We start from the raw sequence: 19309 nt of genomic DNA, 5'->3' as shown, positions 1-19309 counted from the left end.
GAGCGCGGTCATTCACTGGACTGTTCGAAGCCCTCAACGAAATCTGTGATCTCTACACACCTCAGGAATGCTGGAACTACTTTTGCGAGGCCGGGTATGCTTCTACATAAACTGGAAACGCTTTAAAGCTCCGGGGCCAGAAACGACGCCCGAACCCTGCTGGTCCAGAAGAAGAGGTTGGTACACACTTCCCGGTGCGAGAACCTCGCAGTGATTGCTGGTTGCACTGACAATTAAAGGCAGATTCTGCACGTCAGGGCACAGCACACGTTCACCGAACAAATTCGGTTGGGATTTTTCAGGCATTATTAATTTCCTTGAAATACTGGCTTGGAATGCCGCTGTCTGAAGCGCCAATGATCTCGTAACTGCTGTGCTTGGCTTCGGTCTTGCGATAGGCGCTTTCGAATAATTTCCTCGCTACTGTACTAGCCGCGATTTGAAGGCGCTGTATATCTTGCCCGCTTTGAATGCTGCAGAAACCCGGCAGTGCCCAAATTTCATACGGACCTAATTGAAGGGCAGTGCTAGCCGAAGCCCGGTCAAACTGGATGTTCCACCGCTTTCCAATAGCTTTCCATTGGACGAGGTCTGAATAGATCGAGTCCATGTCGAGGAGGTGAACGATCTGCTTGAACGCCGCAGTGACATCCCCGCCCACGCGGGCGGCATTTTCGTCCAAACCATCTCGCCCGATGCGTGCGGTGGCGACTCCGGCTGCGTATGACACAACGACCTTGTTCACTGAACGTAGCCATTCAGCATCGCGTAAATCGACGAGGAATGTGTCTTGTTTCGGGCTAACGGCCCTGATGGAAAGCAGAGCAGGTGTTTCTGGAAGCCAGTCTCGGACGTCGCAGTCAGTCCGAGTTTTTTCGCCGATTCCGTTCTCAAACAGCCCCGCAAGGAAGGTCTGCAGATACCGGGACTTCAAGCCAAACACGAAGGCCGTCTGCAGTGCAGCCAAGTCACCTTTGACATCGCGCAGGCGCTTACCGTTGCCATTCGTGCCAGCAAATCTGACGACACGCCCGAACATCTGGATGATGAGTGAACCTTCGTTCTGACCAAGACGAAGAAGGGTCAAGCTCGAGGCACGATAGTTGTCCCAGCCCTCTGCGAAGCGCCGCGAACCGATCAAGAGGTTCACGCTAGAGTTGGCAAGTTCCAAGTCCGCGAACAGCGACGGAGTGAAAGCGTCGTCTTCGATTTCAAGCGACGCGGCTTCCAGCCCATTTTTCAGGCCCTTCACGTCGCCGACGTTCACCACGCCATAATAGTGGACCTTGTCCCCTCGGCGGAGACCAAGGCCCATTTCCCCTGGTGATGTCTTCAAGACACGAAATAACGGTACGTCGCCGTTCTGCCAGCCGAACACGTCGTTCAGGATCCGTGCTTGGATAGCGGCTGCAGACATGCCCTGCAGCCCATCGTTCACGACTTTAGGCAGTAGGCTGGCACCTTGCCGGGCTGCGTCTAGTACGTGGGTGACGCCTTCTGCGATGAAGTCGTCTTCTGACAGTGCCCGGTCGAGGTATCGCAAACCCTCGGCACGCCTGCAAATGTCGCAACCACATGCGTGGTCGCGCGGTCGGCGAAACCTCAGCCGACCTGGTGGGCTCCGAGCGGGTTCGCCGCCATCCCCACCGCCGCGCTCGATCCGGCCCACTGTCCGGCGTCTCCTGCGGTCCCCGCGCTTGTCGGGTCCGGGTCCCCATCAGCTCTGGCAGCTTTGGCTATTCCAACTCGGTTGGTGGAGCGGAGGTCATCTCGGTGATCGCTTGAAATTCTGTCAGAAACTCCGGCCGATGCTGCATCAGATACCGGACGATCCTGGCGTTCCCGAGCAGCTTTGCCAGATACCCCTTGATGACGGTCAGCTGCAGGTGGTCCTGGCCGTAGGAGTCTTGGATCGAAGTGATCCCTTCCTGCAGCCGGGCCAGCTCGCGCTCCATGCGGGCCATGGCCTCAATCTTTGGACAAAATCAGGCGTAATTTAAGCTACTCGTTGCACCTGCTGATCGGGTTGGTTGATATCATCTCTTTGCCAATAGACCAGCGCCGGAGGCTGACCGCCCAGGGCTGAATGAGGGCGCTGGTGGTTATAGAAGGTCATCCATTTCCGGATGGCCGCTTTCGTCTCCGATCCGGTCTCCCAGGCATGCAGGTAGACGCATTCGTATTTCAGGGTTCGCCATAGCCGCTCGATGAAGATATTGTCGAGGAACCGACCTTTCCCATCCATCGAGATCCGCCAGGACAGAACCTTGCGGGTGTGCCAGTCCATTAACGCCACGAGGTAGAGGAACCCGCGCCGCATGGGCAGGTAGGTGATATCCGAGCACCAGACCTGGTTCGAACGTTCCACGCGCAGAGCCCTGAGCAGGTATGGATATGTCTGGTGGCCCTTCGCCGGCCTGCTCGTGATGGGTTTCTGGTAAATCGGCATGAGCCCCATCAGGCGCATCAGCCGCCGGATACGAATCTCGCTCACCAAGTGACCGCCATTGCGCAGGCGCCAGGTCATCCACTGGCCGACAGGGCATTGCGCCGCAATGTCCCGAGAGGCTGGCGGACACCGAAAAACGGCCTCTCCAAAAACTGCTCGTCGATCTGACGCATCAGGTCGAGATTTTGCTCGGTCTCGCCCTTCGGCGTGAAATAGAAAAACGAGCGCGCGATCGACAGCAGCTTGCACTGTCGCCCGATGGACAGTTCCGGGTGGTCAGGCTCGATCATGCCGCGCCTCACTTCCCGCCCCAGGGCTTCCAGTGCGACCTTCGCCTTGAACTCAGGCGCGTGCTGCTGGCGTTTCGACATCTCTGATCTCCTTTTCGTCGAAGATCAGCAGACTGAAAATCGTAGCTTGTGTCAGTGTCCGAATTTCGGGGAGTAGCTCACTTTGTGAAACGGGGCGTAAATTCGAACGTATAATGTCCTTGAACAAGGGCTTTTGGGGCGCGTGGATACCTTGTTTTCTGCGCGGCCTGCAGTGCGATCTGGTCCAGAGTCTTGCTGCCGGAACTGCGCACGACAGAGGCCCCGATCAGCCGTCCTTGGGTCGAAACTTTCAGGCGCACCCGGGCTTTGCCCTGATCGTCGCCACGCGGGCGCCGCATCTGGCGTTCAATCCGGGACAGGATGGCCGCGCCCCAGCGGCGTTTCAGCTTGGCATCCCGGGCAGCGTTTCCGGTGCTGGCTTCGTCGCCCCCATTGTCACCACGGGCGCTGCGCTGGCCGCTGCCTGCTGCCTGCTGGTTCACGGCCACCGAGGCCGCTGCCGGTTTTGCCTCTGCCGGAGCCTCAGCTGCTGGCGCCTGTTCGGGCGGCGGGGCTGGCGCAGGCGGTGCCGGAGCAACTGGCGGAGGCGCAGGCGGTGGGGGAGCAGGCGGCGGCGGTGGGGATGCGGGTTTTTCGGGTGCGGCCTCTGCCTGTGCCGCCGGGGCCAGCACGGCCAGAGCGGAGGTTGGAAGGTCCGGCACAGAGGACGGGCTGGCAGACGGGACGGGCTGCGGATTGGCGATCGGAGCGGGCTGCACTACGGCAGACATCTGAGTGGTGATCTCCTGCGGGCGCCGCCATTTGGACACCTGCTGGGCCAGCTCAGCCGATGCCGCCACCAGCGTGATCTGACCGGTGCCGCCGCTGCCCTCTGCCTCTGTGCCGCCATCCGGAAGCGCCACAAAGGGCAGCGCGTGCAAAAGCGCCGCCGAGGCAACGCATGCCGGAAAGAGCGCGATACGGCTCATGATCCGGTTCCGGTCAATGTCACCGATGCGATGCCCGCCGCCCTGAGCCGGGCGATCAGCGCCGCGACTTCATGCGCCGGAACCTCGGCATCCGCCCGCAGGGTCAGCACCCCGATCTGCCCGGCCTGCGCCGTCACCGCAGCGATGGCGCCCTCATCCTGCGCGCCCGCAAAATGCAGACGGCCATCGGCGGCCATGAACAGCACGGCCTCGGGCGCCGAGGGTTCCCCGCTTTCGAGTTTCGGTGGCACCACCGCAAAGGGCGCGCGCGGGGCGATTTGCGAGGACAGGAGGAAAAAGATCAGCAGCAGGAAGACCACGTTGATCATCGGCAGGATCGGCTCACCTGTCTCGCGCTTTTTCGGTGTGGAGAAATCCATGCCGCTCACTCCATGACCACAAGGCCGGTAAAGCCTGCATCGGTCAGAAGCACCGCAGCATCCATCATCTGCTGGAGCGACGCTGTTTTGTCCGGTTGCAGTATGATGGCGTCCGACATCTCCTGCGTCAGCGGGATCAGCCGCGCCGCCAAGGCATCAGCTGCGACCGGAACTCCGTTCAGATGCAGCCCGTCCGCTGTGACCAGCACTAGCCGGGGCGGCCCCTGATAGGCGGCTCCTGCCCCGCCCATAGTGAGCGGAACCACCCGGTCGCGGCCGAATTGCGAGGCCAGCATGAAGAACACTAACAGCAGGAACACCACGTCGATCATCGGCGCGAGGCTGATGCGCTTTTTCCGGCGCGGTGCTCCGAAGGCCAGTGTCATTGCGCGGCCTGACGTTGTGCCGGTCGGGCAGCGGCTGCGGTGAAGACGCGGGTGGCGGCATCCTCCATCCGGGCCTGTTCACGCTCGGCCAGTCCTTCGATCCAGGAGGCCAGCGCCGAGGCCGGGATCGCCACGGCCATGCCCGCAGCCGTGGTCAGCAGCGCCTCCCAGATGCCGCCAGCGAGCACGGAAGGATCCGCGCCGCTGCCGCTTTCCTGCAGGGCCTGAAAGGCGCCGATCATGCCCAGCACGGTCCCCAAGAGGCCGACCAGCGGCGCAATCGCCGCGATCAGTTCCAGCGGGCGCAGACCATGACGCAAAGCGGCCAGCTCGGCCTTGGCGATGCGGGTGGTTTCCTTTTCCGCGGTTTCGGGACTGAACTCGGGCGTCAGCAGAGCCACCATTGCAGACCGGGTGACCCGGTCCAGCGGCGTGCGCCCGGGTGCAATAGGCACCGCCCCTCCGGCCCGCCATTGATCCAACCATATTTCGGATTGCGGCCTGCGCCAGATCCCGACCTGTGCCAACCCGATCAGGCGCCACAGAAACAGGGCGAGGGTCAGAACCGACAGCGCGCCAATGACCCAGAGGGCGGGACCGCCGCGGGCCATGAAATCGAAAAGAGGGGCAAAGGACATAGCAGCCTCCGTCAGTGGCCCGGAAGTCCCGGGGTGGTTTGCTCAGCGCCGCGGTCAAAACGCGCCGAATGGAAGTCTGCCGGACGGTCGTGACCCGGCCAGATGGTGCAGGCGCGGCCCGCCCGCGTCAACGCCGCTGCCTGCACCTGCACTCGCTCAGGCATCGACCGCCCTCCGGGCGTTGGATACCTTCCACTCCAGCGCGCCAGTGTGGACGGCCTTGTAGACGGCTTTTCCGATGGCTTCGCCGGTGGCGGTGTGCAGCCCGGCATAGGGATTTGCCCCGGCAGGTGCAGCAACCGCGACGCAGTCGGTGCCGGTGCCCGTTGCGGTTCCACCGCCGCCCGGCAGCTCAAACCCTGCTTCCATCACGGCTGCGGTGCGGGCCTGAACCACGATGCTCAGCGCCTCAATCAGCCCGGCCTGCGTCAGCCCTTCGGAAAGGCGCAGGGCGACATTGATGGTGCCCCAGTCGCGGCGGGAGTAATCCACCCGGCTGCCGATCCGTTCCCCGTTTGACAAGCCGACGGTGGCCACCGCATGGGCCGAGATCCCCTCGACCGTGGCCAAGGATTCGCAATAGTGCCGCACATCACGCGAGGTCAGGAAAGCGACCGCGTCGCTGCCGCCGCGCTGTTCCAATTCGTCCGCGAACCATTCGGTGACATCCAGATCGCGCGGCAGGTCGCTGTTCCTGACCTCGCGCCACAGGATGCGGCGAGCGGTGACAAATCCGGGCCGGTTCACCGCCCAGCTCAGCACCTGCATCTCCGCGCCGAGATCAAACTCGATCCATGGGCGTTGCAGGGTGACCGCGCCCATCACAGCACCTCCAGCGGCTGAAATATCGGGCCCTGCGCTGTGGTCTCGTGCCAGACCGAGATGCCAAAGGCGCGCGCCATCAGATCGGGCGTCAGCACCTCGGCGGGAGGGCCATCGGCCATGATACCGCCCTCAGCCAGCAGGATCAGCCGCGTACAGTGACGGGCAGCCAGTCCCAGATCGTGCAGGGACACCAGCGCCGCGCGCCCTTCGGCGGCGAGGCTGGCAAAGACCTCCATGGTGGAGATCTGATGCGAGGGATCCAGCCCGGCGGAGGGCTCATCCGCCATCAAAAGCGGCGTATCCTGGGCCAGCGCCCGGGCGATCAATGCGCGGGCCTGCTCGCCGCCCGACAGGCGCGAGGCGGCCCGCTTGCGGAACGAGTCCAGTCCCATGCGAGAGATTGCCTGATCCACTAGGGCCTGATCGGCGGCTGGCAGTCGCCGCCCCTGCGGCAAATGCGGCAGACGGCCCAGCGCCACCAGTCGCTCCACCGGGATCGGCCAGGCGATCTCGCGCGATTGCGGCATCCAGGCCACTGTGTGGGCTCTTTCAGAGGCGTTCATTGTGGCCAGCGAACTGCTGCCCGCCGCCGGGATCAGCCCCAGCGCGGCCCGCATCAGGCTGGTTTTCCCAGCGCCATTCGGACCCAGCAGGCCGACGAACTCACCCTTGTCGATCTCAAAGGACACATCGCGCAGCACCGGACGGTCGCGCAGGGTCACAGAAAGGTTCTGGGCCGAAAGCACGCTCATGCCAGCCCCTTTCGCGTCTTGTAGATCAAGTGTAGGAACAGGGGTGCGCCAACCAGCGCGGTGACCACGCCCAGCTTGAGATCGCGGGTGGGCAAGATCAGCCGCACGGCAATATCCGCCAGTTGCAACATGATGGCGCCGCCAAGGGCCGAGGCCCAAAGCAGCCGCGAGGGCTGCCCGTCGACGAACGGACGCAGAATATGCGGCACCACAAGCCCGACAAAGCCGATGGCGCCCGCAACCGCTGTGGTGCCACCGGCAATGCTTGCAGTGCCGACGACCAGAAGCCAACGCAGCTGCCTCAGGTTCACGCCCATGGTCTGGGCAGCATCCTCGCCCAGAGTCAGCGCATCCAGCCCGCGCCCCAGCGGCAGCAGGATCACCATCCCGGCCAGAACAAAGGGCAGCGCCAACCAGACATGCTGCATCGAGCGGTCCGATAGCGACCCCATCATCCAGAAGACGATCTCATTAGCAGCAAAGGGATTGGGCGAGAGGTTCAGAACCAGCGAGGTCAGCGCCCCTGCCATTGCCGAAATGGCGATACCCGCGAGGATCAGCGTCAGTGATCCCCCATGCTGCCCGGCCAGCGCCATCACCAGAAACACACCGCCCAGAGCGCCAGCGAGCGCCGACAGCGGCAGGCCCAGCGTGGCGGTGGCAGCGAGGCCGGTGTTGATTGCCAATACCGCCCCCAGCGCCGCCGAGGAGGACACACCGATCAGCCCCGGCTCGGCCAGCGGGTTGCGCAGGTAGCCTTGCATCGCCGCGCCCGCCAGCCCCAGCCCGGCGCCGATCACGGCGGCAAGGATTGCCCGCGGCAGCCGGATTTCACGCATCACCAGACTGAGAGGTCCATAGCCATCGTCAAACAGGGCCGCCAGGCTCTCGCCCACACCGACATCTGCAGGCCCCACCGTTAGGGAGATCAGGAACAGTGCCAGCACCGCCGCCGAGAGGCACACCATGAGCCGGGTCATTGGCGGGCCTCACGTTCCATGAAGGCGCGGCGCTCTGCCGCCAGTGTCTCTACCGCGCGCAACACATGCGGTGTCGGGCAGATCCAGTCGGCATTGCGGATTTCCCCGGCGCCGCTGCGTCCGGCCAGCATGCGCACCAGCGGATGTTTCAGGATTTCCTCGCTGCGGGAATTGCGCGGATAGGCGGTTGTGCCGACCAGCAGATCCGGCTCTGACAGCACCAGCAGCTCCAGCGGCAGCTGGCCGGAATGGGCATAGCCCAGTTCATCGGCGATATTGCGAAAACCTGCCGCCTCCAGGATTTGCCCGGCCAGCGTCTGGCGGCCTGCAGTATATCCGTTGGCCGCATAAAGCGCGGCGCGCGGGCGATTGTCCGGGGCATCCGCCCGCAGAACCTCCAACTGCTGGTCAAAATCCGCCAGCAACCGGCGCGCGGCCTCCTGACGGCCCAGCGCCTCACCTACCTCAACGATGCGGGTTCGGACATCCTCCAGCGAAAAGGCTGGCCCGAATTCCGCCAGCGGCACGCCAAGGCGGCGCAGCATATCCATCGTTGCAGGCGCCGAAGATGCGCCAGCGATCACCAGATCCGGCTTCAGCAGGTAGATTTCTTCCGCCAGCCCGTGATTGACCGGATAGGCCTGCGCCTCTTCGGCCATGGCCGAGGCCCGCGGATCCCGGGCGACGAAGGAAATCGAGATCAGCTGTCCAGGCGCGGCCAGCATCATCGCCATCTGATCCACGCAGAGATTCATCGTAACAACGCGCGACGGCCCGGCAAAGGCTCCGGTGGCGGCCCAGAAAAGGGCCAGGGCTATGCCGGGCAGCCAGCGCATCGATCAGAAGGAGGCCCGGACGCCGATATAGGCGGCGCGGCCGCGTTTCGCGTAGCCCCAGACGTCCGAGTATTCCTCGTCAAACAGATTGGTGACACGTCCGGTCAGGACCACATTCGGGTTCAGCTCATACTGGGCCGAGACATCGACGGTGGTGTAATCCGGCAGCTCGGCCGTGGCATAGGTGCCAAAGAACTGGCTGTCCCAGTTGCCTGCCACATGGCGGACATCCGCAGTGATGGAGCCGCGACCATTGAAAGTGTCGAGCGTTGCGCTCAGCAGCAGTTCGTGTTCGGGGCGGCGCACCTCGACCGTACCATTGGGGTTGGTGGCATCCAGATAGGTGTAGGACAGACGGAGATCGAGGTTTTCCGTGGCCTCAAGGCTGGCCGCCAGTTCGATACCTTTGCGCTCGCTGTCTCCGGCCTGATTGCGGAAGGAGAAGGTGGTCGCATTCACCATATAGGCTTCGATCTCACCCGTCAGCGTCTCGTCGAAATAGGTCACATCAACCAGCCCGCGCCCCTGCAGGAACGGCACCTCGACCCCCAGATCAAAGCTGCGGTTTTCTTCGGGCTGCAGGTTCTGATTGCCCAGATAGGTGGTGGCACCAAAGGTGCTGTTGGCAAAGAGCTCAAAATAGGTCGGGTTCACGATACCGGTGCCGGCCGAGCCATGCAGGCGCACACCGCTGCCCGCAAAGGTATAGGACGCACTGGCGTTCCAGCTGGTGGCATCTTCGAAGGCATTGTTGTTGTCGCGGCGCACGCCCAGTTGCAGATCCAGACCATTGGCAAAGCTGCCACGGTATTCCAGCGCGATCGAATTGGTCTTGCGCGCAAAGGCCGGGTTGGAACGGCTGGAATCCTCTTCCCATTCCAGAATGGCGTTCAGCAGGTGATCTGTCAGATCTACCGTCTGGCCATCAAGGCCAAAGCTCAGCAGGTATTTCGCCGCTTCCGTCTTTGTCTCGGTCAGGGCGCCACCGTTGTAGGATTGGTCAAAATCCGTACGCTCGTAAGACAGGCGATGTTTCAGGCGTCCGCCCAGCGTGTCGAGCTCGGCATAGACCTGCGCCAGCTGTTCATCGCGGTCGCTGAACTGGGTGGGATCATCCACCACATAGCTGGCCGCATCGGCCGCGGTGAAGGAGGTGCTGTCGCTGTCGAAACGCTCCTCCGAGGACCGCAGGTTGAAGCCCAGCTTCAGCCGCTCGGTGACAAGATAGTCACCCTTCAGCTGCGCGGTGTTGCGGCGGATGCCATCCTTTTCGCCGCCGCTACCCGAGAAGTCGTAGCCGTCGTCACTATCATGCGCGAGGTTGAGCGAGATGCCGCCGCGCTCGGTCCGGGAGGAGACCCGCGTCGAGGCCCGGTAGCCGTCCGAGCCGACTTCGGCGCTGCCACCGTATTCGGTGCCGATGCCGCCACTCTTGGTGATGATGTTGATCACACCCGCCGAGGCGTTGGAGCCATAAAACACCGATTGCGGGCCGCGCAGCACCTCGATCCGCTCGATATTGGCGGTATCAAGGCCAGACAAGATATAGTCGCTGTCGCCGCCCGAGGCCTCGATGCCGTCGATCAGGATCAGCGTGTGGTTGGCTTCGGCGCCACGGATGCGGACCTGGGTAAAGCTGTCACCTGCACCGGTGACCATCAGGCCGGGAACCGACCGCAGTGCATCCTGAACCGTGGTGATGCCGCGCTGTTCGATCTCTTCGCTGGTCACGACCGAAACCGAGCGACCGTATTTCTGCGCCTCGACAGGGGTAAAACCACCGGAGACGATGAGTTCGCCCAGATCGATGATCTCCGCCTCCTGGGCGGTTGCCAGTGCCGGGGGGATGGCCATCAGGGTGGCGGCCAGGGACAAGCTTACCTTGCGCATCGTTTCAGTTCTCCCAGCCTGCACATTCGGTGCAGGAAAAGTGGCTGCCCATAAGCGGGCAACATGTACAAATCATCGGTCCTTGGAAGGCAGTGCTTCCACAGACAGTTCAATTGCCACCACTACGGAAGTCCGTTGTCCCCGGCGCGCCCCGCACCCGGACTGGGTGATCCTTCTGGCAGGTCTCCTGACTCGCGGGTCGCAGCTTTGCCGCGCCTTCCCACCTCCTCTTGAGGCAGTGGCATATCGCAGCATTGCTCTCCGCTCACAGTTGCGGGGGCAGTCATGGTTTTGACGTCTTGTACCGACGCCTTACCATGTTCCCTTTTACCCGGATGGTATTCCCAGCCGGACCAGAATGGCCGGACTTAGGCAAACTGGATTTACTCTGTCAAGCGCAAGAAAAGGCCGTCAGTGTAGTGATTGTCAGCTGATGGCAGGCGAGCACCAACAACAATTGACTAGAATCAAGTGCTAAGGCTCTGAGGGTAAGACAACAGTTCAACATTTCCCGCGCGGCTTCTCAAATTACGGTCTTCCACACTTCAGCTGCTTCTGCCGTTCTGGCGCCTGCCGAATCCCTCTGGCGGGTGGACCGGTAAAGGGGCCATCCGCAGATGTTGATATCGGTTTACTGTGGTTCGCGACGCTTGGATGCGCAGCCCCCCGCACCTTCTGTTCCAGAACGTCTCGCCCTGTCTGGTTGATCGCTATCGCGCGCGAAGGGTGGGGAACGATGGCAGCGAAGCCAACGGATGAACGCCGGGCGTACACTGTGAACCACTGTCGTCAGCTCACAACTGAATATCGCTGAGGCGTGCGCAGATGGCTGCTTGCATTTTTTTGGGGCTACGGTCGCTTTCTGAGGCCGCACTCTTGCGGTGTCACCCTTGATAAACTCTGGCCTTTTTTCACTGTCTCGGGTTCGGCAACCGAATTCCAACACGAGCTTTCCTTACGATCCATATACGCCCTGAGGATTTTCAGCGCCGCTGGTGTATCCAGACCTTTCATCGCTTTGACCAGTTCTCGATGTTCTCGGTAGGACTTGGCCATATGCTCAGGATGGCGGCCCAACCGGCTTCCTGAGCCAGAGATCCGGCAACATCTCGGCCGACCGTAGAGCGCGACCGTGCGGCGGCCAAGGTCCGGTGCGTGGGGCGCAGGAGGTTGATCAGCACTCCTGACGATTGCCGAGCAGGTCCATGACCCGCTCCCGCAGGGCGCCGTTCATCAGCCGGTAGCCGGGTTCAATCGCATCCAGTTCAGCGAAGGAAATGAACAGACCCGCGAAAACCTCGGTATGGTGAAGCCGGGTGCAGCCTGGCGAGAGCGGTTCGAGGTCAAAACGGTGAATGCCGCGGAAAACTCCCCACGGTCCGCCGCCCCAAACCAGGCTCTTGCCGCGTTCGTATTCCATCAGGTGCGGGCGCACGGTCACGGCGGTCCCGTTTGGTTTTTCAACATGCACGACCAGCTTTTCCCCCAATCGCATCTCTCCATCGATGCGCACGTGATAGGGGTTCCTGTATGGATGCCCCCGGTTTTGCAAGGATTTCCTAATCTGATTTCCAGCGACTGATTGCGGTCGTGTATTCGGCCTCGGGTTGCGGCTCTTACGCGCCGCGGGCCATGATGGTCAGTTCGCTGATTGGGTCCAATTCGATTCCACGGGCTGGAAGCGCCCTACCCCTATCTGGCTTTCCAATCAGGTTCTGTTCAATCGACATCCATCATTTCAGAGCATTCCTTGCGATCTACCCACTTGGTTCAAGCGGGGCAGAACCTTATGCGGCCACCTCCTGACTTGACTGGTAGCCTTGTTCTTTGGTGATCATCGCCCAAATCTGGCGGGCCATTCTATTGGCGAGTGCCACAGCGGCAACCATCTTTGGTTTGCGGTCCAGCTTGTCTTGTAGCCAAGGATGGCAGCGTTTGCCGCGCCGCGCGGCGGCGGCAATGCAGCTCATCGCGCCGATAATCAGCGCGCGGCGAATGTCCTTTTGACCCATTTTACTGGTCTGTCCAAGCCGGGTTTTGCCTCCCGTCGAATGCTGTTTGGGGACCAAACCAAGCCAAGCCGCGAAGTCCCGCCCTTTTTCAAAGCACTTCATGTCTGGCGCAAACGCTTCGATCACCATCGCGGCAATCGGCCCGATGCCGGGCATGGTTTGCAACCGTCGTGCCTCTGGACTGTCGGCGCAATGGCTCTTGATCCGCCCGGTGAGCGTATTGACCTCTTCCGAGAGCTGGTCGATGCGGTTGAAATGCATCTTGGCCATCGTCACGACCAGTTCCGGAAGATCAGGATGGACATCGATCAGCTCCCGGAGCCGCTCAACATTCTTCAACCCAACAGGCGCAATCAGCCCGAATTCCGCAAGATGGCCGCGCAAGGCGTTCACGGTTGCGGTGCGTTGCTCCAACAACTGGTCCCGTGTGCGCATCATCATAGACAGGGCCTGGGTTTCAGCGGATTTTGGCACAACAAAGGACATGTTGGGCCGCAGCGCAGCTTCGGTGATGGCCTCCGCATCTGCCGCATCATTCTTGTGGCGCTTCACGAATGGCTTGACGTAGATCGGTGGAATGAGCCTCACCTCATGACCCAACGACATCAGTTCGCGTGCCCAATAATGGGCTGTCGCGCAGGCTTCCATGGCGATAAGGCTGCGTGGATGTTCAGCGCAAAACTTGGCAAATTGTGGTCGGCTCAATTTCTTCCGAAACACAACCTGTCCGTCCCGGCGCGCGCCGTGCAGTTGGAAAACGTTCTTTGCCAGATCAACGCCAATGATGATATCTTCGTCCATGGGTGCTCCCTTTCTCTTCTGGTGGCGGTCGTAAAACCACCATGGCACATCGCGATGCCGTTCGAGGAGGGGGCATCCACCGCATCAATTCGGGATAGCGATCCACGTCGGCTAGAATGTCCCAGATCATCTCGGGTGATGCCGGAATGTCGATAAAGGTGTCTATTTCGAGGCGGGTGAGGCTCTCTGTCGTGCCCGCCAGCGCAGGCGGAGCGACACAGGCGATGCAAAGGGACGTGGCGATCTCTTTCAGCATGATGTTTCCTTTCGGCAGGGGGCGTTGGTGATTTCAGTTTACGAGAGGCCAGGCCCGGCCTATTGAATGACCGCGCCAAAAGGGACCCCGATGCACAGGCGAGGTTGGATCACTCCTTTGACAGCACGCGCGCGACGAGGCTTGGCAGGGCGCGGTTCAGCCGGAGAACGAACTTCGATTTCTCCGGTGCGATGCGGCAGGCGCCCCTCTCGACGCCAGTCTCGATGGCAGCGGCCATTTCCTCGGGCGAAAGCTTTGCGGTTCCACGCCCCCGGGTCATGTCCGTCTCCACGAGCGGCGGCACCGCTTCGATCACAGTGATGCCCTGATCGACCATCTGATGCCGCAGGGCGCGCGTGAAGGAGGCCAGGCCTGCCTTGCTGGCCGAGTAGACGGGCGCCGAGGGCTTGGGGTGCAGCGAGACCAGCGAGGTCACGTTGACGACCGTCGCGCCGGGCCTGCGCAGAAAAGGCATCAGCGCCAAAGTCAGCTTGACAGGCGCGGTGAGGTTGATGGCCATTTCGGTGTCGATACGTGCTGGATCCACGTCGCACCTCAGGTCGAGCGCATTCTGGATGCCAGCGTTGTTGATCAACACATCCACCGGTCGCCCGAGAGCCGCGACGGCGCGCATCACGCGCTCAATGCCGGTCTCAGTGGAAAGATCGGCGGCCACGGGCGTAACATCGGGCGCAGCGGTCTCGGATGTACTGCGCGATACGGCGATGACCTTCGCACCCTTTTGTACGTAGACTTTGACTAGCGCGGCGCCGATCCCGCGGCTGGCACCGGTGATGACGACGGTATTGGGATTTCTGTTCATGGGATGCCCTTTCAGATTGAACGGCATCAGCATCGGTTCGTCTCTGCCGCGCGTCTTGAAGGATTGCGCCAGCTATCAGGACAAGGACTGGCGTAATTATTCAATAGATCAGAGCTTGAGGTGCTATCATGCTGACAAGGGCGGACAGCAGAGAGGCAGCCGACAATGGAAGAATTCGCCTACGCCGGTCTGGTGGCGCTGCTTTGGCGCGTTATTGCCGAGCACGACCGGGCACTACTGGATGGCACATGTGTCGCGGATCCGATGATGGGCGCGACGGCAGATGCCGCGCAGAAGAGGGCGCTTGTTCAGCGTATCATGGACCGTCAGGGGCCCGGGTTGCTTTTGCAGGTCGGGCAGTTTCTGCACCTTGCCGATGAAACGCCTGCGCTCTCCGTCCTGAGGAACTCCGCTACGCCGCGGGTTCTGGCTGAGAAGTTCATGCGTCTGGAACGCTATCATCACGCGACTCATCGCGTCCTGATCGAAACCGGTACGGATAGTTGGACCTGTACCCGATACAGTATGGCTGCTGAGGCAACAGACGGAGAGAATTGCCTGATCGCGGGGCTCTTGTTGGGCCTCATTGTGGATATTGGCCTGAAAGGGTGCAAGCTGGAGATTGGTGGCCATGTGTACCTGCCCGGCGACTTGACCTCCGCCGTGGTGCCACAGGGGACGGACACCGCGAATTTTCGGATATCCTGGACGGCACTACCCGTGCACAGCGATCATGCGCCATCCTGCGCGTCCTTAGCGTCAAGCGGACGGGTGTCAGATCGGCTGGCTGCCGTCATCGCAAGCGATATTGGCCGATCCTGGAAGGTAGCCGATGCAGCCGGAATACTCGCTTTGTCCATACGCTCGATGCAGCGTCACCTGAAAGCGGAAATGCGTAGTTATTCGAGCGTTCTGCGGCAGGCGCGGATGAAGGCGGCAACCTTGCTCCTTACTGAAACGGACACCAGCCTCGCTGAAATCGGCTATTGTTGCGGCTATGCTGACCAAGCTCATTTTCAGCGCGATTTCCTACTTACGGCGAACGTCACGCCACGACGTTTCAGGCAGATCAACCGGGAAGCCGATGGGCTGCTGTGAAGCCCAACGCAGAACAGGTGTAGTGTGATCCCGGCCGAGTATATCGTCGGCGGACCGCAGAACGAGGGCAAGGGCTTTCGCACTGCGATGAAGGTGCTGGATCGGGGTCGCATCCACGTGTCGTCCATGGCCGTGGGCACCGCGCAGCGGATGCTGGACGAGGCGCTGGGCTATTCCATCGAACGCAAGCAATTCGGCGTGCCGATCTGCGAACATCAGCTGGTGCAGGGGCTGTTGGCCGACAGTCAGGCCGAGCTGGCCGCTGCCCGCGCGCTGGTTCGGGATGCGGCGCGCAAGTATGACGAAACCGGAGCTGCGGCGCTGGAAGCTTCTTGTGCCAAATATTTCTGCACCGAAATGGCGGGCCGGGTTGCAGACCGCGCGGTGCAGGTGCATGGCGGCGCCGGCTACATGGCCGAATACGCCATCGAAAGACTGTACCGTGACGCGCGGTTGCTGCGCATTTACGAAGGCACCAGCCAGATCCAGTAGATCATCATTGCCCGCAACATCGTGAAGGCCGCAAAAGACCGCATGTAGGCGGCAGGGAAGGAAAGAATATGCTTGAAGACGTCGTAATTTGCGAACCAGTCCGCACGCCGGTGGGCCGTTTCGGAGGCCAGTTCCGCGACCTGCACGCCCATGAGTTGGGCCGGATGGTGATCGAAGGCCTTTTGGCGCGTACCAACTTGCCGGGTGATCGCGTGGACGAGGTTATCTTCGCCCAATGCTACCCGTCGATGGATGCGCCGGCGCTGGGCCGTGTGGTGGGGCTGGATGCCGGTCTGCCGATCAGCATTGGCGGCTATCAGATCGACCGTCGCTGCGGCTCTGGCTTGCAGGCGGTGATCAACGCAGTAATGCAGGTGGCGACTGGAGGGTCTTCGCTGGTGATCGCGGGCGGCGCCGAGTCGATGTCGAATGCGCCCTTCTATTCGACCAAGGGTCGCTGGGGCATCAAGGGCACCGCGATGGTGTTCGATGATGCGCTGGCGAAGGGACGTGTGACGGCAGGCGGGATCAACCACCCGGTGCCGGGGGGCATGCTCGAAACCGCCGAGAACCTACGCCAAGAATACAATATCGGACGCGAGGAACAGGATGCCTTTGCGGTGGAAAGCCATCGCCGCGCGGTGGCGGCGCAGGACGGCGGGCTGTTCGATGATGAAATCATCCCGGTGACCGTCAAAAGCCGCAAGGGCGAAGAGACTTTCTCGAAGGATGAGCATCCGCGCCCCGAGGCCACGATGGAGAGCATGGCCAAGCTGCGCCCGATCCGGGGCGGTATCGACAGTCAGGCGACGGTCACGGCGGGCAATGCCTCTGGTCAGAACGACGGCGCCTCGGCGGCGATCATCACCACCCGCGCCATCGCGGAGGAACTGGGGCTCAAGGCCTATGCCCGGATCAAGTCCTGGGCCGTGGCCGGTGTCGGTCCGGAGGTCATGGGCACCGGCCCGGTGCCGTCGGTGGCCAAGGCGCTGGACCGTGCGGGCATGGCGCTGAAGGACATCGACCTGATCGAACTCAATGAAGCCTTCGCGGCGCAGGTTCTGGCCTGCACCCGTGAATGGCAACTAGCCGACAGCGATTTTGAGCGAATGAACGTCAATGGCTCGGGCATTTCGCTGGGGCACCCGGTGGGTGCGACCGGCGGACGGATCATGGCTGGGCTGCTGCGCGAGATGCACCGCCGCGATGCGCTGTATGGGGTTGAAACCATGTGCATCGGTGGCGGTCAGGGTCTGGCGGCGATCTTTGAAAAGGTCTGACCGGGCCGCGCTTTGCGCCTGATCTTAAAACGGACAGGGCCGCTCTGGCTGGAGCGGCCCTTTTTCGTATGTGGAGCAGGAGACAGAAACGGCCGCCCCGATGTACTGGGACGGCCGCAGGGTCTGTCAGCCCGTTGGTCAGTCGTTGTTCAGCATGATCACGTTGCGCCGCGCGTTGCCGGCCATGGTGTCGGCAAAGGCCTCGTTCACCTGATCCAGCGTCCAGCGCCCGGTGATCAGCTCGTCGAGCTTCAGGCGGCCCTGCTGGTAGAGATCGACGATCCAGGGAATGTCGCGCTTGATCACCACGTCGCCCATTTTAGAGCCGAGGATTTTCTGCCCCGCGTCGGCCATCACAAGCGGCGAATAGCTCGCGTTAGAGCCGAAATGCGGCATGCCGACCATGACGATCTTGCCATTGTGGGCAAGGTAACGGGGCGCCTGATCATAGACTGCAGCGACACCCACGGTTACCAGCACCGCATCTGCGCCGCGCCCGTCCAGCAGCGCCTTTACCTCCTTGAAGGGTTTGCCTTCGGCCAGCACGCCATGGGTGGCGCCAAAGGTCTTGGCGTCTTCCAGCTTGGCGGGGTTCATGTCGACCGCGATGATGCGGCGGGCCCCGGCGATGCGGGCGCCCTGAATGGCATTGAGGCCGACGCCGCCCGCGCCGATCACCACGACGTCGTCGCCGGGGCGGATATCGGCGGTATTGATCGCAGCGCCGACGCCGGTGATCACGCCGCAGGAGATCAGCGATGCGGCGTCTTTTGGCATATCTGCAGGGATCTTCACGATCTGGCTTTGATCCACGACCACCTTTTCGGCAAAGGCACCGGCGAAAAGCGCTTGCCAGACCGGGTCACCTTGGGTTGTGCTGAGCGGCCCCTTGGACGGATCACCCGGTTCTTCGCAGACCGTGGGGTGGCCCTGGCCGCAGGACGGGCAGGTGCCGCAGGAACGGATCAGCGTGACGGCAACACTGTCGCCCACGGCAAAGCCTTTGACGCCCACGCCGACAGCGGTGACGATGCCAGCAGCCTCGTGACCGAAGACCGCGGGAACGGCGCCGCCAAACCCACCCTGCCACAGCGAGATGTCCGAATGGCAGACAGCCACGGCATCAATCTTCACCTCGACTTCACCCAGTTCGGGTGCGCGCAGTTCCACCTCCTCGATCACAAGGGGCTCTCCGTGCTTGTGGCAAACGGCGGCTTTGACTTTGGTCATGGGAGGTCCTTTCGGTCTGTCGTGTCATGCGCGGGCAGCGCGGATTTCCGTATGTACATGAAGCTGCCGATTGCAGTGGCGCGCGGTCTTGGTCTGGATATCCGCGAAACGGAACATGCAAAGCTTCTCCTCTTTCGCAAATTTTAGGGTGCCATGGTGATTGTTAGCAATCTAATTAAACCACGTGACGCAACGGACTATGCGAAAACCAGCAACGCAACGGTCAGGATCGACATGGAGAGCGTACCATAGGCAAGGTTCCAGCGCAGACCGACGCGGGCGGGATCTTCATCGATCATGCGCGCCGACAAGCGGACTGAGGCCGAAAACGGCGTTACGTTCACCACGATGGACCAGATCGACACCATGGTAACCGCAACCGCGAGCGGGCTGATGGCCAATGGCGTCAGGTTCGGCAGCGTGCCCGCCAGGATGGTGACCGAGATGATCGGGCTGACGCCCACCATCGACAGCAGATAGGCGATCCAGCCCGCCAGCGCCAGAACCGCACCGCTGCCAAGTCCGAGGGCGACGATGGTCTGACCAAGGGCATCGGTGTCGATCAGCGGTAGCACCAGAACACCCAGAAAGGCCGAGGTTGTGAACAGGCCGATTTCGGAGCGCATGCTGGGCAACCCGGGGAGCAGCCCGGTCACGGTGGCTCGGGCGGTGCCGGTCAGCGCAGGGAGCGCGCCCTCATGCCAGCGCTGGATCGCCATCCAGCCAAGGGAGACCAGCGGCAAGCACAGAAGCAGGGTCGTGTCGCGAATGCTGTGGAAATTCCCTGGCGGCGCGCTCCGGGCATGTGAAGGGTCGGTGTTTTAGGCTGCGAGGTCAAGGGGCATGGGTTCGAGGGGCTGAGAGAGGGTTTCCCAGCCGTC

General features: G+C 62.0%; 22 protein-coding genes, 1 pseudogene and 1 riboswitch. Of the genes and pseudogenes, 3 read left to right on the top strand and 20 right to left on the bottom strand.

All coding sequences use genetic code 11. The features are described from left to right. Positions 1 to 102: 102 nt before the first annotated feature. The 18 genes and pseudogenes from AAFO90_RS20960 to AAFO90_RS20875 form a co-directional block, all read right to left on the bottom strand. The gene (locus AAFO90_RS20960; RefSeq protein ID WP_347510628.1) at positions 103 to 306 is read right to left on the bottom strand and encodes a hypothetical protein; all 204 of its coding nucleotides are present in this window, start codon (positions 304 to 306) and stop codon (positions 103 to 105) included. Then, complete coding sequence (locus tag AAFO90_RS20955; RefSeq protein ID WP_347510627.1) at positions 299 to 1543, bottom strand: hypothetical protein; 1245 nt, start codon at positions 1541 to 1543, stop codon at positions 299 to 301. Before AAFO90_RS20955 ends, AAFO90_RS20960 begins: the two co-directional genes overlap by 8 nt. A gap of 193 nt (positions 1544 to 1736) precedes the next feature. Further along, positions 1737 to 1964 carry a plasmid partitioning protein RepB C-terminal domain-containing protein gene (locus tag AAFO90_RS20950; protein WP_347510626.1) on the bottom strand — a complete coding sequence of 76 codons (228 nt, stop codon included), beginning with the start codon at positions 1962 to 1964 and terminating at the stop codon, positions 1737 to 1739. A gap of 32 nt (positions 1965 to 1996) precedes the next feature. Continuing rightward, positions 1997 to 2766: pseudogene (locus tag AAFO90_RS20945) on the bottom strand (integrase core domain-containing protein); the annotation flags it as partial. Positions 2767 to 2897: 131 nt separating this feature from the next. Then, positions 2898 to 3749: an energy transducer TonB gene (locus AAFO90_RS20940; protein WP_347510625.1), complete on the bottom strand. Its 852-nt coding sequence runs from the start codon at positions 3747 to 3749 to the stop codon at positions 2898 to 2900. Beyond that, complete coding sequence (locus tag AAFO90_RS20935; RefSeq protein WP_347510624.1) at positions 3746 to 4129, bottom strand: biopolymer transporter ExbD; 384 nt, start codon at positions 4127 to 4129, stop codon at positions 3746 to 3748. The genes AAFO90_RS20940 and AAFO90_RS20935 overlap by 4 nt, the downstream gene beginning before the upstream one ends. A 5-nt stretch (positions 4130 to 4134) precedes the next feature. Beyond that, entirely contained in the window at positions 4135 to 4515 is a 381-nt protein-coding gene (locus AAFO90_RS20930; RefSeq protein ID WP_347510623.1) for a biopolymer transporter ExbD, read from the bottom strand. Next, positions 4512 to 5153 carry a MotA/TolQ/ExbB proton channel family protein gene (locus tag AAFO90_RS20925; RefSeq protein ID WP_274828176.1) on the bottom strand — a complete coding sequence of 214 codons (642 nt, stop codon included), beginning with the start codon at positions 5151 to 5153 and terminating at the stop codon, positions 4512 to 4514. Before AAFO90_RS20925 ends, AAFO90_RS20930 begins: the two co-directional genes overlap by 4 nt. Positions 5154 to 5164: 11 nt before the next feature. Continuing rightward, positions 5165 to 5317: a hypothetical protein gene (locus AAFO90_RS20920; RefSeq protein ID WP_274828175.1), complete on the bottom strand. Its 153-nt coding sequence runs from the start codon at positions 5315 to 5317 to the stop codon at positions 5165 to 5167. Next, positions 5310 to 5975 (bottom strand): adenosylcobinamide amidohydrolase, encoded by a 666-nt coding sequence (locus AAFO90_RS20915; RefSeq protein ID WP_274828174.1) that lies wholly within the window; start codon positions 5973 to 5975, stop codon positions 5310 to 5312. Before AAFO90_RS20915 ends, AAFO90_RS20920 begins: the two co-directional genes overlap by 8 nt. Further along, complete coding sequence (locus AAFO90_RS20910; RefSeq protein WP_347510622.1) at positions 5975 to 6730, bottom strand: ABC transporter ATP-binding protein; 756 nt, start codon at positions 6728 to 6730, stop codon at positions 5975 to 5977. Before AAFO90_RS20910 ends, AAFO90_RS20915 begins: the two co-directional genes overlap by 1 nt. Further along, positions 6727 to 7710, bottom strand: coding sequence for an iron ABC transporter permease (locus AAFO90_RS20905; protein ID WP_347510621.1), 984 nt, complete (start codon positions 7708 to 7710; stop codon positions 6727 to 6729). The genes AAFO90_RS20910 and AAFO90_RS20905 overlap by 4 nt, the downstream gene beginning before the upstream one ends. Beyond that, complete coding sequence (locus AAFO90_RS20900; protein ID WP_347510620.1) at positions 7707 to 8546, bottom strand: ABC transporter substrate-binding protein; 840 nt, start codon at positions 8544 to 8546, stop codon at positions 7707 to 7709. The genes AAFO90_RS20905 and AAFO90_RS20900 overlap by 4 nt, the downstream gene beginning before the upstream one ends. A 3-nt stretch (positions 8547 to 8549) precedes the next feature. Further along, positions 8550 to 10436 carry a TonB-dependent receptor gene (locus tag AAFO90_RS20895; protein WP_347510619.1) on the bottom strand — a complete coding sequence of 629 codons (1887 nt, stop codon included), beginning with the start codon at positions 10434 to 10436 and terminating at the stop codon, positions 8550 to 8552. A gap of 159 nt (positions 10437 to 10595) precedes the next feature. Next, a riboswitch (cobalamin riboswitch) is annotated at positions 10596 to 10809 on the bottom strand. 801 nt (positions 10810 to 11610) lie between these two features. Further along, on the bottom strand, positions 11611 to 11949 hold the full coding sequence (locus tag AAFO90_RS20890; RefSeq protein WP_347510618.1) for a hypothetical protein: 339 nt from the start codon (positions 11947 to 11949) through the stop codon (positions 11611 to 11613). Between the two features lie 274 nt (positions 11950 to 12223). Next, a complete protein-coding gene (locus AAFO90_RS20885) occupies positions 12224 to 13249 on the bottom strand; it encodes an IS110 family transposase (RefSeq protein ID WP_347510617.1) in 1026 nt (341 codons plus the stop codon). Continuing rightward, positions 13221 to 13505: a hypothetical protein gene (locus tag AAFO90_RS20880; protein WP_347510616.1), complete on the bottom strand. Its 285-nt coding sequence runs from the start codon at positions 13503 to 13505 to the stop codon at positions 13221 to 13223. Before AAFO90_RS20880 ends, AAFO90_RS20885 begins: the two co-directional genes overlap by 29 nt. Positions 13506 to 13614: 109 nt before the next feature. Further along, positions 13615 to 14361 carry an SDR family NAD(P)-dependent oxidoreductase gene (locus tag AAFO90_RS20875; protein ID WP_347510615.1) on the bottom strand — a complete coding sequence of 249 codons (747 nt, stop codon included), beginning with the start codon at positions 14359 to 14361 and terminating at the stop codon, positions 13615 to 13617. Positions 14362 to 14493: 132 nt separating this feature from the next. On the opposite strand from AAFO90_RS20875, the gene AAFO90_RS20870 reads away from it, so the two are divergent. The 3 genes from AAFO90_RS20870 (at position 14494) to AAFO90_RS20860 (ending at position 17198) form a co-directional block, all read left to right on the top strand. After that, positions 14494 to 15426 carry an AraC family transcriptional regulator gene (locus tag AAFO90_RS20870; protein ID WP_347510614.1) on the top strand — a complete coding sequence of 311 codons (933 nt, stop codon included), beginning with the start codon at positions 14494 to 14496 and terminating at the stop codon, positions 15424 to 15426. Positions 15427 to 15450: 24 nt separating this feature from the next. After that, on the top strand, positions 15451 to 15918 hold the full coding sequence (locus AAFO90_RS20865; RefSeq protein WP_347510613.1) for an acyl-CoA dehydrogenase: 468 nt from the start codon (positions 15451 to 15453) through the stop codon (positions 15916 to 15918). 68 nt (positions 15919 to 15986) lie between these two features. Beyond that, positions 15987 to 17198: an acetyl-CoA C-acetyltransferase gene (locus AAFO90_RS20860; RefSeq protein ID WP_347510612.1), complete on the top strand. Its 1212-nt coding sequence runs from the start codon at positions 15987 to 15989 to the stop codon at positions 17196 to 17198. A 138-nt stretch (positions 17199 to 17336) separates the two neighbouring features. Here the strand turns inward: AAFO90_RS20860 and AAFO90_RS20855 are convergent, their stop codons facing one another. Together AAFO90_RS20855 and AAFO90_RS20850 are read right to left on the bottom strand one after the other, a co-directional pair. Further along, positions 17337 to 18428 carry a Zn-dependent alcohol dehydrogenase gene (locus AAFO90_RS20855; RefSeq protein WP_347510611.1) on the bottom strand — a complete coding sequence of 364 codons (1092 nt, stop codon included), beginning with the start codon at positions 18426 to 18428 and terminating at the stop codon, positions 17337 to 17339. A gap of 197 nt (positions 18429 to 18625) precedes the next feature. Then, entirely contained in the window at positions 18626 to 19171 is a 546-nt protein-coding gene (locus AAFO90_RS20850; protein WP_347510610.1) for a hypothetical protein, read from the bottom strand. Positions 19172 to 19309 lie beyond the last annotated feature (138 nt).

It is taken from the genome of Phaeobacter sp. CAU 1743, from assembly GCF_039839315.1.
Taxonomy (GTDB): domain Bacteria; phylum Pseudomonadota; class Alphaproteobacteria; order Rhodobacterales; family Rhodobacteraceae; genus Phycobacter; species Phycobacter gallaeciensis_A.
Note: the sequence above shows the minus strand (reverse complement) of the source record. Positions and strands in the feature narration are given on the sequence as shown.

Bases quoted from the DNA above. Each gene is read 5' to 3' on its own strand.
- AAFO90_RS20960 (WP_347510628.1), bottom strand. From the start codon at position 306: ATGCCTGAAAAATCCCAACCGAATTTGTTCGGTGAACGTGTGCTGTGC.
- AAFO90_RS20950 (WP_347510626.1), bottom strand. From the start codon at position 1,964: ATGGCCCGCATGGAGCGCGAGCTGGCCCGGCTGCAGGAAGGGATCACT.
- AAFO90_RS20940 (WP_347510625.1), bottom strand. From the start codon at position 3,749: ATGAGCCGTATCGCGCTCTTTCCGGCATGCGTTGCCTCGGCGGCGCTT.
- AAFO90_RS20935 (WP_347510624.1), bottom strand. From the start codon at position 4,129: ATGGATTTCTCCACACCGAAAAAGCGCGAGACAGGTGAGCCGATCCTG.
- AAFO90_RS20930 (WP_347510623.1), bottom strand. From the start codon at position 4,515: ATGACACTGGCCTTCGGAGCACCGCGCCGGAAAAAGCGCATCAGCCTC.
- AAFO90_RS20925 (WP_274828176.1), bottom strand. From the start codon at position 5,153: ATGTCCTTTGCCCCTCTTTTCGATTTCATGGCCCGCGGCGGTCCCGCC.
- AAFO90_RS20920 (WP_274828175.1), bottom strand. From the start codon at position 5,317: ATGCCTGAGCGAGTGCAGGTGCAGGCAGCGGCGTTGACGCGGGCGGGC.
- AAFO90_RS20915 (WP_274828174.1), bottom strand. From the start codon at position 5,975: ATGGGCGCGGTCACCCTGCAACGCCCATGGATCGAGTTTGATCTCGGC.
- AAFO90_RS20910 (WP_347510622.1), bottom strand. From the start codon at position 6,730: ATGAGCGTGCTTTCGGCCCAGAACCTTTCTGTGACCCTGCGCGACCGT.
- AAFO90_RS20905 (WP_347510621.1), bottom strand. From the start codon at position 7,710: ATGACCCGGCTCATGGTGTGCCTCTCGGCGGCGGTGCTGGCACTGTTC.
- AAFO90_RS20900 (WP_347510620.1), bottom strand. From the start codon at position 8,546: ATGCGCTGGCTGCCCGGCATAGCCCTGGCCCTTTTCTGGGCCGCCACC.
- AAFO90_RS20895 (WP_347510619.1), bottom strand. From the start codon at position 10,436: ATGCGCAAGGTAAGCTTGTCCCTGGCCGCCACCCTGATGGCCATCCCC.
- AAFO90_RS20885 (WP_347510617.1), bottom strand. From the start codon at position 13,249: ATGGACGAAGATATCATCATTGGCGTTGATCTGGCAAAGAACGTTTTC.
- AAFO90_RS20880 (WP_347510616.1), bottom strand. From the start codon at position 13,505: ATGCTGAAAGAGATCGCCACGTCCCTTTGCATCGCCTGTGTCGCTCCG.
- AAFO90_RS20875 (WP_347510615.1), bottom strand. From the start codon at position 14,361: ATGCTGATGCCGTTCAATCTGAAAGGGCATCCCATGAACAGAAATCCC.
- AAFO90_RS20870 (WP_347510614.1), top strand. From the start codon at position 14,494: ATGGAAGAATTCGCCTACGCCGGTCTGGTGGCGCTGCTTTGGCGCGTT.
- AAFO90_RS20860 (WP_347510612.1), top strand. From the start codon at position 15,987: ATGCTTGAAGACGTCGTAATTTGCGAACCAGTCCGCACGCCGGTGGGC.
- AAFO90_RS20855 (WP_347510611.1), bottom strand. From the start codon at position 18,428: ATGACCAAAGTCAAAGCCGCCGTTTGCCACAAGCACGGAGAGCCCCTT.